Consider the following 10,126-nt stretch of genomic DNA (forward strand, 5'->3'; position numbering starts at 1 on the left):
GGTCCGCCTGATGAGGCGGAAATGGCCCAAAGATACCGAGAATCCAACATCAAAACCGATAGGATATCTTTGTTTTATCCTATTTTTGAAAACTGAAAGTGGCGCTGTTGAAGAATTCCCTGATTTTTCAACAGCCTGTTAAGGCACTCTTTCCGGAACTTGCCATTAGGGGTTTCGATTTCACCTTCCTCGGGGGTGGTAGACATGACTAGAAACTGCATGGACTGGAAAATGGGGAGCAGATCGAGGGCTGGGAACCTTTTTGCGCTGTGAAATGCAGATAAAAGCTAAAATTAATAAAATCTGTTGATTTAATTGTTTTTTACAATGAAAAGATCGCACGAATGTGCCGTAAGAACTGAGATTTATCACAGTAGGAACGTGGTTGAAAAATCACTGCCCAGACGGCGGACCTTATGCCCGAGCCATTCAATTGTGGGGGAGTTCAGTGCAGATCCCAGCGAAGAAGCCTGGAAGGGTTTGGCTACTTCGTGACCTGCCTCCAGGCGACCTGGTCGGTGAAGAAACCAATAGTTCAGCCATTTTAGAAGGCCGAAAGGCGCAGCAATCGAGAGAGTGCTCTCCGCAGGCATGCGAAACACCTGGTAGATTCAGCACTTTAGTGTTCGCAGAAGCAAGCTCGTGGGTGGCCCTAACAGCCTCGGAATCAAAACAGCGGAAGTTGGTCGGGGATAGAGGATTCGAACCTCCGACCTTACCGTCCCGAACGGTACGCGCTACCAGGCTGCGCTAATCCCCGATGAAGTCGGCGCGGATAGTAGCGGTGAGTTCGAATTTTGTAAAGAGGTGGCAATTACATCCCAAGTAACGCCTTCGGATATGTTACCTCTAATGCTCCGCACAAAAAGGACACAAATTTATGCTAAGTTATTGGTTTTTAAGTGTTTATTCACCCAAGGATACTTAGCTCTGGAGAAAAAGCCCATAGGCCAAAATCCTGACAAATCGAAAAATTAAGGAATAAAAACCTTTTTATTGCAAGTTTTTAAGTCGAAAACTTCAAAAAAGTCCTTTATTTAGAGCAAAAACGTTCGGTGAAAATAACGAATTCAATCTCCTCCCGAGCCAGCCTTGTCCAGGCTGGTCAACTAACAACGCAGAGGTTGTCCCCTGCCAATCAACAATTCTCTTTTTCGCTGACCCATCCATACTCCGCAAGGATAATAATTAGACAGCCTACCAATCTCACTTGTACGTTTATCATCTGAGCAAGCGACCTCCTCATAAACTCCTTACCATTGGAATCAGATATTCCGCCATAAGTAATAACTAAAGGCTTGAAATTGGTAGCTTCACCGTACGCCGGTGCAAAGGATTCCCGAACCTTGATCTTCGAATAAAAATTATCCGAGATCCAAGCGGAAGCTCAGCATACTATTGCAATATAATTGACTCGGGTGTGAAACAAATAGGCGTAGGCGCGCAATTTTGCATGAACAGAAAGAGTTTTGATAAATTTCTGAACAACGCTCACTTATGGAAATCTAAGCTAGCCCTATCCGCTCCACGCACACAATACAAAGTCATTTTTCCAACACACATTTACAACGAACCAAACAGCCTCCTTCAAACCATCTAGTAATTCCTTCCGCTTAGCTGGCCATATCGGCAAGGATCGCTCGATAGGCAACAAAGTCCCAAATTGGCACCGAAGTGCTGAGCTGCTAATTAACAAACTATTTTTTCGTTGATCGACATAATTACGCCTATCACTTAAAATAAAAATTAAATCTTTGGCAGCCACAAAATAGACTTTCAAATATTTGCATTAAACTTGGCGGAAATTTACTCATAAATTTGAGAGATTTCACATTAATTTCACAACAAAACTTAACACCTTGATGCTAATATTGGCGGTATCGTAACTTTCCAAGTCGCGATACAAAAGATTCGACATACAATAAGGTAAGGAATATGACTCCAAAAAATCTATTGATGGTATCAGTATTAGCACTAGGCCATTTTTTCTCATTACCTGTGCTATCTGCCGACATGACATGTCATCTGAGTGTGAGCGGAGGCAACGTAGTTGGCAACGGCACCTCCTACTGTTTTGGTCAGGACTTTAGTTTCGGCGGCTCAACCTCAGGGCGATGGAGTATTATAAACATTACAAAATCTATAGATAAAATTGACTGGAGAAAAGGCTGCAGCGCAGGCCTTTCATGCACTGTAACTGTTCATGCGTATACAATCAACAAGGGAGAGGCCTACATTCACTACGATGATGGCAGTATAGAATTTGTGGAAGCAACGATGGAGTATGAAACAGGATTCTAAGAACAGCGACAAATATCGCGCTCCGATCATAAATTTTCTTAGCGGGAAAACCGCAATATATTTTTGTAGCTTTTACCGAGAGAGTGAATATTCTATTGCAGGAATTTACCAAAGTAGGTGGGCGGGGAAACGCAGTATTCCCCACCCTTTCTGTCCATATTAAACTTGGCCTTGAAAACAGTATCCAATGCGCACACTGCGAACAGTATTCTCTTTGCAGAGAAATCGAAACTGACTAGCAATGAAAAAGTTGATTTTAGGGAAATCTTACTTCCCAAGCTTAGAATGATTGGAGGCAACCTTCAATATTTTTGAGCCTTCCAGCGTTCTTCGGGGCAGTGCTAACGCGTCGATACAAGCCTGATTCCCAACGCATAATCTCTAAATCAGACTACGGCTTCAACTGTTATAGATTGTGCTTATTAGTAGACTCCAGATATTAAAGTCCATATCGCTGGTATTAGGAGTCCGCATCTTCGCTCTTACCATTCGGAATAATATGCACTGCCAGTGTCATGCCAGTCGACGATGAAGTCGGCTCGAAGTTCTAAGGAGATTTTTGGCGTCAAGCCTCCGCCCCTGATATCCCCATTCATCTAATCTGTACCTTTAGAGGATATGTTGTGCCTCTGTCTCCAGGTTTCTGCCGTACAGAACAAGCGAAACTGATCCGACCCACACCAGTACTTGCGGATGAATTTCGCCAAGCAAAGCCTAGCAGGCTGTTGAAATTCGAAGAATTTCGACGCCTGCTACCGGAATATGGATATTCCGACAAAATCGGCGACGCCTAAGTCGTTGATTTTGTGAGAAAAGTGAAAATCACATTTTTCGCTTTTCGTGTTTTGAAACAGGCAGGATGCCTTTTTCAACAACCTGCTAGAGGAGTAACCGGATGTCATACCGCGGATCCACAGCTACTGGCGGGACCACCGTCATCTACAGGGCTTTCACCATCTTCTCCACATTCCTCACTTTGATGATTTCCGAGCCTGTTTACTCCCAGCAGTTTGACGCCCCCTTTTACGCGCTGCAGAAACGACACCAGGATCAATGGCAGCAGGAGGATAAGCAGATAGAGCGGAAACTGGCTGCACTGGAAAAGCGGTTCAAAAAAAAGCCCAACATCATTTTCATACTGACCGACGATATCGGCTGGGGCGAGCTTGGGTGGCAGGGAGGTGGCAAACACCGCGGCACTCCGACACCGACCCTGGACCGGATGGCCTCTGAAGGCATGCGTTTCTGGGCCGCCTATGCCGAACCCTCCTGCACCCCCACCCGCATTGCCATCAATACCGGGCGCCACCCGGTCCGTACAGGGCTGCTGAGTGTACTTTGGCCGGGGCAACCCGAAGGCCTGAGCCCAAAGGAAGTCACCATTGCCGAACTGCTCTCCGACGCTGGATATCACACCGCAATGTGGGGCAAGTGGCACCTGGGTGACGCCCCCGAGCATGCGCCGGAAAACCAGGGCTTTGAGCAGTCCTACTATGGCCTTTTCAATGGCGCCCCGGATGCCTGGCAGGACTCACAGGCAATGTACGAGACCCCCATGCCGGTCAATGCCGCATTCCACGATTTTCCCGGGTACGAGGAATATGCTGAGCGGACAGGTATCGACCTTTCCGTCGCCGGCTATATCGGTGCTAAGGGCAAACCCCGCAAGCCCATTCCAGGCTCAGCGGGCAAACTGGGTTTTGGTCGGCAGGAGGCCTTCGAGAACGAATCCAATCGCCAGATGCTGGGCTATATTCGCGACAAGGCGGGATCAGACAGACCCTTCTTCATCTACTGGGCCAGCTATGCACTCCAGATTACCGGAGCCAAGGCCCACCAGCAGGACGCCGGTGTCGACAAAGTGAATGCCCAGGCCTCGATGATGGTCCTGCACAATAAGCATGTTGATAATTTGCTCAAAACGCTGGAGGCCGAGGGGATTGACGAGAATACCCTTGTGGTCTGGTGGAGCGACAATGGCCCCATGTACGCCTACTATCCCACCTCCGGGTATACACTGCTGCGCGGTGCCAAGGGCGATACCCTGGAGGGGGGCGTCAGGGTGCCAGCCATGGCCTGGTGGCCGGGCATGATCGAGCCGAACCAGGATCCGGTGGATATCATCCATGTCACCGACCTCTTCACCACCGCCGCCTACCTGGCCGGAGTCAAGGAAAAAATCCCCGGAGATCGGGTGACGGACGGTATCGACCAGACAGCCCTCCTGTTGCTGGGCGAAGGGCATGGTCGCCGCAACTATATGATGCATTACAGTGGGCCCATACTCGCAGCGGTGCGCTACGAGGACTTCAAAGTCCACCTGACTCAGCCCAAAGGCGGACTTCCCGGCATGGAGTTTTACAACGTCAAGCGGGACCCCGGGGAGAGGTATGGCAAACTCTATCCGGGCCTGTTTGCGGTTGCACCTATCCAGAAATTCATCGATAGCCACGACGCGCTGATCGAAAGGTTTCCAAACCGGGATCCAGCGGAGTCGCGGGCCAAACAGCACGATTAACCGGCCGTTAGCCCCCTATCGATTGGTTACCCTCTTTACAACCCCACTCGATTCGCCGGAACCGCCTGTTATTCAGCGGCTTGAGCCCGGCAGCAGGCGAAACTCGTCCACCGGCCAACTCCTAATTCTCCGACCGCCACAGGAGTCCGCAGGAACAGCGAGCCAGTGAAGGGATGGGCCCTTTTCATAGCACCCAACAGCTTCATAGCGCAAATTGTCGACCTGCCCTGCCAATTACCATCCCAAGCCCCGCACCGGGATAGAGCCATCCAGTCGGCCATTTTGGTACCCGGACAATTGTCTGGGGTCCATGGCACCGGTACCCTAGTTTCCTGTCCAACCCTGCAAGTCTTAAAATCTATAGGGCCCCAATGTTTCGCCACTACCCGATTCTGTACCTTGTTGTTGCCGCAAGCTGGCTTTTCACAACGGCGGCCCATGCCGCCAGCAGCGAGGGGTTTGAACTGCTTTACCAGGTGGAGATTTCGCCGGAAACCGGAATGGCGGAAGTTGCCATTCAACTCCAGGGCAAACGGCTGCCCAAACAACTGGTTGTCCACTTCAGGGGAGAGAGATACAGCAATATTGAGAGCCAGGACCCAATCCAGGTGGACGGGGGAAAAGTCAGGTGGACACCGCAAGGCAACCGGGCCCGGCTCAGTTATCGCTTTGCCATCGACCATCAGCGCTCCTCCGGTGGCTACGACTCCCGCATCACCGATGACTGGACCATTTTGCGCAGCGACCGGCTGATCCCCCCAATCTCCGCCACCATGGAACCGGGCCTAAGCGCCCGCGCGTCCCTGCAGCTCACCCTGCCGGACGAGTGGACATCCGCGCTGCCCTATGAAAAGCTGGACGACAATGTCTACCGGATCAAGGATCCGGAGCGCCGCATCAAGCGCCCCAAAGGATGGATGATCGCCGGCCGTATTGGCAGCCGCCAGGACATGATCGCCGGTACCAATACCAAGGTATCCGCCCCCCTCGGAGAAAATATTCACCGCCAGGACACTCTGGCCTTCCTCAACTGGAATCTGCCTTATATCCGGCAGGTTTTCCCCGATTTTCCCGACCACCTGCTGGTGGTGACCGCTGCGGACCCCATGTGGCGAGGCGGCCTGTCCGGTACCCGCTCCCTGTTCATGCACGCCGAGCGCCCCCTGATCAGCGGCAACCGCACCAGCAGCATGATCCACGAACTGGTACATGTGGCCACGGGTATCCGGGGAGACCATGAAAGTGACTGGATAGTGGAAGGCCTGGCGGAATTCTACTCACTGGAAATACTGCGGCGCTCCGGTGGCATCAGCCAGTTGCGTTACGATGAGGCCATGGCCAGGCTGGCGGAATGGGGCCAACAGGCACCCAGCCTCCTAGTGCCAAGCTCCTCCGGCGCAGTTACAGCCAGGGCGGCAACCCTGATATATGCCCTGGATAAGGAGATCCGCGCGGTGAGCCATGGCGCGGCCAGTATCGACGACGTCGCCCGGAAGCTGGCGGAGACCCGTGGAGAAGTCAGTCTTGCGGGATTTCGCCAGTTGGCGGAGCAGGTCGCGGGCGGGCCACTGAAAACCCTCGACAGAGACCGCCTGGGCGGAGAAGGCAAAAATACCGACAGGTAAATTTGGCACAAAAAAAGCCCTGACGACGGGGGGGGAGAGCGTCAGGGCCAAGACCATTAGGAGTGAAACTTGGAGGATTTCATCCTTACTACGCAGCGGGCAGCAGCTCCTCAGAGTTGCCCTACCGGCATTACTAAACACTTTGGGGGGAGCATGTGCTAGCCAGTTATCAAGAATTATCGAACAAGGCCAGGGAATTGCCAGTCGAAGTCCCCCAACACACTAGAATAAATGGGAATAGCCATAGCTTAATCTATTCGAATTCCTATTAACCAAAGTGAATAATCGAACTAAGCAACCTCTCGTCCAGCCCGGCCCCCGTCATACCCCGTAAAACGCCTATCGCAGGCGCCTGAGGCCGTTTCTCTTGACTATTCCTGCGCAGCACCTAGAATAGCGCCTTCTTACGCCCCTAGAGGCGCGTAAGTATAGGAAAATGCTGGGATTTTTTCGGTCTACCGGTAGAATCTGGAGCTTTTTCCACCTCACTTTTTAGTGGGGTTTAAGGCTAGGTGGCAGAGTGGTCATGCAGCGGACTGCAACTCCGTGTACGCCGGTTCGATTCCGACCCTAGCCTCCATCCCCTTCCCGGCTATTGTCTGCCAGGCTCATTCAGATGCCAGACATGCCCAGCTCAGCCAGTGAAACCCGCTGGTGAACGGGACAGGAGGAGCATGGATTAGAACCCAGCGTGCCGTCGCTACAGATAAGGTGGCGTATCCCGCGCCTATGGCGTTCTAAATCGACAATGCGGACGTGGTGGAATTGGTAGACACAAGAGACTTAAACCAACTTTGAGTGCCCTGAGGGAAACGTCAGGAGTAGAACTGCTCAAATTCGGGGAAAGCTAACGGCTGCGCTGTGAGCCCACGCCAATCCCGAGCCAAGCCGACCCCGGAATGCTACGGTGTCGGAAGGTGTAGAGACTAGACGGGCAGCGCCTAAAGCCGTTGTAACGGCCATGGCGAAGGGATAGTCCAGGCCACAAACGACGCCTGTCGTCGGCGGCGAAAGCCGTAGAGGGTATGAAAATCTCTCGATCTTACGATCGTGCGGGTTCAAGTCCCGCCGTCCGCACCACCTTTTTTATACAGCGCCATCATCGCGGCCCCCAATCCAACCTACCCGGCGCTTGCCCCTGCATGAGCATCGGGCAGCTCGGACAGGCCGCTGGGTAACCCCACCCCCGCCTTTCTCAGTTCAGCCTTGCATACCCCCTGGAACATTCGCACCAGTTTTACCGCAAAAGCGAAATCGTTGCATAATCTGCGGCACAGTCATGCCCCCAAAGCGAGCCGACAGCAGTTTTTCACCCGGTGACCGGGGAGATTTTAGGACCAATCCCCACTGGGGCCGGACCTGTCTCAATAGGATACCCATATGAACAAGCATGAAAAAATCAACTATGTGGAATTCCCCTCGACAGATTTATCAGTCACAAAGGAATTTTTTACGGGGGTCTTCGGTTGGACCTTTGAGGACTTTGGTCCGGATTACACCGCCATTCAAAATGCCGGACTGGATGGCGGCTTCTTCAAATCAGAACAAGCGGTCTCGACGGAAAATGGCAGCGCGCTCGTTGTGATCTACAGTAATGCGCTGGAGGCCACACAAGCAAAAATTGAAGCCTTTGGCGGAAAAACAATTAAACCCATATTTTCTTTCCCCGGCGGTCGCCGTTTTCATTTTAGCGACCCCAATGGCAATGAATATGCCGTTTGGTCCGATATCAGTGCATAGCCGCAGGAACCAGTCTGCAACAGCAAACTGATACAGCTTCCCATTCGGCATCGGGGCCTGCTTCTGGACGGCCTTTTCTTCACCGGCGCAAGCCGGGCAGCAAAGCCTAGCAGGCTGAGTAGATTCCAAAAGCCCAGCCCCAAACATTAGGGGCTGTTCACACTAACTGTGTTGGCCCTAGTGGGCCATGCGGTTAATTAGGTGACACATTTTTGGCTCGCCGCACTGAAGCCAGTATCGTGTCGGCGCTCTTTGTCCATTTAAATGGTTTGGCAAGATCGCGGTTATGAACACGAATAAATCGCTGCAGCTCGGCCTTCAAGTCCGCCACGTCGGTAAATATGCCTCGGTAAAGAGCCCGCCGTTCGAGCTGCGCAAACCATCCTTCGACGGCGTTCAACCAGGATGCACTTGTGGGCGTGAAATGGAAATGAATTCTAGGCTGGTTGGCTACCCACTCTGTGACTTCTTTGGTTTTGTGAGCGCTGAGGTTATCCAGCACAATGTGCAACTCCTTGTCTTTCGGTGTCTGCCGCTCGACCTGTTTCAGAAAGGCAAGAAATTCCTTGGAACGCGATCTTTTCTCGACGCGACCAATCACTTCGCCAGTCAGAATATTGAAGGCTGCAAAGAGCGCCGCCGTTCCATTGCGCTTGTAATCGTGGGTGCGACTTCCAATGCACCCCGGGGCAAGTGGAAGCCCTGGTTGAGTGCGATCGAGTGCCTGGATCTGGGTTTTCTCATCGACACACAGCACCAAGGCATTGTCCGGCGGGTCCATATACAAACCAACGATATCCACCACCTTCTCGGCAAACTGCGGGTCATTGCTGATCTTGAAGGTTCTGAGTCGGTGTGGTTTCAGATCTGCAGCGTTCCAAATTTGCCTAACCTGCCATGTGGTAACACCGGCGTACTTCGCCATCAACGAGACACTCCAGTGAGTGGACTCATGAGGAATGCGGCTCGTCGTCAATGTGAGAACACGGTTCACAATCTCGGCGTCAATTACCGACGGTCGCCCTGGCCTTGCCTGGTCAAGCAAACCCTCCGGGCCCGATTCGATAAAGCGCGTCTTCCACTTGTGGACTGTCTTGCGAGACACGCGCTGGGCCGCAGCCACGTCCATCACTGGCATGCCTTCCGACAGAGCCAGAATAATCTCAGCTCGAGTAATTTGACCCTGCTGAAGCGAGGTGCTGCGAATCCAGCTTTCCAGGGTCGCTGCATCATGAGCGGTAATTGTAAAAACGTCAGGAGTATCCATGGGGGCAAGTATACGTGAAATCAAATCACGTAACCTTATTTTCCGCATGGCCCACTAGTACATACAACCGGTTGGTGCTCTTTGCCAACCCACGATAACGAGCCTTGCTGTAACCGAACATGCGTTTGATATAGAAAAACGCATGTTCTACCTTCGCGCGTACGCTTGCCTTGGTCGTTTCAGCTCGCTCAATGTCTGCAAATTTTAGCTGCTTTCGCCTACCAGGCCGCATCGCAATATGCCAATCCAAATTCCTTGATGAGAGTGCCTTACGGTTTTGTGCACCTGTGTAACCCGCATCCGCCCAGACGCGTTTTTCTTCTCCATGAAGTAGCTTGTCCGCCACATTCAGATCATGCTCGCTAGCTGGTGTGGTTTCGATACTGTGAATCAGGCCGAGCGATTCATCGACGCCAATGTGCATCTTCATACCAAAGTGCCATTCATTGCCCTTCTTTGTCTGGCGCATTTCCGGGTCGCGCTTACCGTCTTTGTTCTTTGTCGAACTCGGGGCTGAAATGATACTGGCATCCACTGGGGTAGCCTGATTTCTCCGGACAGTCCCGATTGTTACCATAGGCAATTGGGAGTATGTAATGACTATGAGAAAGACTTATTCAATAGAGTTTCGTTCAGAGGCCGTAAAGCTGGTCCTTGAGCAGGGCTTGACGCAGG

Annotated in this window: 5 protein-coding genes, 2 tRNA genes and 1 pseudogene; 5 read left to right on the forward strand and 3 right to left on the reverse strand. The window is 52.0% G+C overall.

Annotation, left to right across the window (positions count from 1 at the left end; translation table 11 throughout):
* Positions 1–683 precede the first annotated feature (683 nt).
* Positions 684–760: transfer RNA gene (locus tag AB1S50_RS18085), tRNA-Pro, on the reverse strand.
* A gap of 1,175 nt (positions 761–1,935) precedes the next feature.
* Here AB1S50_RS18085 and AB1S50_RS18090 point away from each other — a divergent pair.
* The 5 genes from AB1S50_RS18090 to AB1S50_RS18110 all read left to right on the forward strand — a co-directional run bounded on the left by AB1S50_RS18090 (position 1,936) and on the right by AB1S50_RS18110 (position 8,184).
* A complete protein-coding gene (locus AB1S50_RS18090) occupies positions 1,936–2,301 on the forward strand; it encodes a hypothetical protein (protein WP_367152549.1) in 366 nt (121 codons plus the stop codon).
* A gap of 895 nt (positions 2,302–3,196) precedes the next feature.
* Positions 3,197–4,819 (forward strand): sulfatase-like hydrolase/transferase, encoded by a 1,623-nt coding sequence (locus tag AB1S50_RS18095; protein ID WP_367152551.1) that lies wholly within the window; start codon positions 3,197–3,199, stop codon positions 4,817–4,819.
* Positions 4,820–5,190: 371 nt separating this feature from the next.
* Positions 5,191–6,444 (forward strand): hypothetical protein, encoded by a 1,254-nt coding sequence (locus AB1S50_RS18100; protein ID WP_367152552.1) that lies wholly within the window; start codon positions 5,191–5,193, stop codon positions 6,442–6,444.
* 506 nt (positions 6,445–6,950) lie between these two features.
* Positions 6,951–7,024 (forward strand) — tRNA-Cys (locus tag AB1S50_RS18105).
* Between the two features lie 800 nt (positions 7,025–7,824).
* Positions 7,825–8,184 carry a VOC family protein gene (locus AB1S50_RS18110; protein WP_367152553.1) on the forward strand — a complete coding sequence of 120 codons (360 nt, stop codon included), beginning with the start codon at positions 7,825–7,827 and terminating at the stop codon, positions 8,182–8,184.
* 193 nt (positions 8,185–8,377) lie between these two features.
* On the opposite strand, the gene AB1S50_RS18115 is transcribed toward AB1S50_RS18110, so the two are convergent.
* Both AB1S50_RS18115 and AB1S50_RS18120 read right to left on the reverse strand, forming a co-directional pair.
* On the reverse strand, positions 8,378–9,451 hold the full coding sequence (locus tag AB1S50_RS18115) for an IS630 family transposase (protein ID WP_367152554.1): 1,074 nt from the start codon (positions 9,449–9,451) through the stop codon (positions 8,378–8,380).
* Between the two features lie 25 nt (positions 9,452–9,476).
* A pseudogene (locus AB1S50_RS18120) lies at positions 9,477–10,010 on the reverse strand (IS5 family transposase); the annotation flags it as partial.
* Positions 10,011–10,126 lie beyond the last annotated feature (116 nt).

Origin of the sequence: Microbulbifer discodermiae, assembly GCF_040742695.1 — a bacterium.
Classification (GTDB): domain Bacteria; phylum Pseudomonadota; class Gammaproteobacteria; order Pseudomonadales; family Cellvibrionaceae; genus Microbulbifer.

What these genes read in the sequence shown, in the direction of transcription:
- AB1S50_RS18095 (WP_367152551.1), top strand. Translation starts at nt 3,197, where the DNA reads ATGTCATACCGCGGATCCACAGCTACTGGCGGGACCACCGTCATCTAC.
- AB1S50_RS18115 (WP_367152554.1), bottom strand. Translation starts at nt 9,451, where the DNA reads ATGGATACTCCTGACGTTTTTACAATTACCGCTCATGATGCAGCGACC.
- AB1S50_RS18110 (WP_367152553.1), top strand. Translation starts at nt 7,825, where the DNA reads ATGAACAAGCATGAAAAAATCAACTATGTGGAATTCCCCTCGACAGAT.
- AB1S50_RS18100 (WP_367152552.1), top strand. Translation starts at nt 5,191, where the DNA reads ATGTTTCGCCACTACCCGATTCTGTACCTTGTTGTTGCCGCAAGCTGG.
- AB1S50_RS18090 (WP_367152549.1), top strand. Translation starts at nt 1,936, where the DNA reads ATGACTCCAAAAAATCTATTGATGGTATCAGTATTAGCACTAGGCCAT.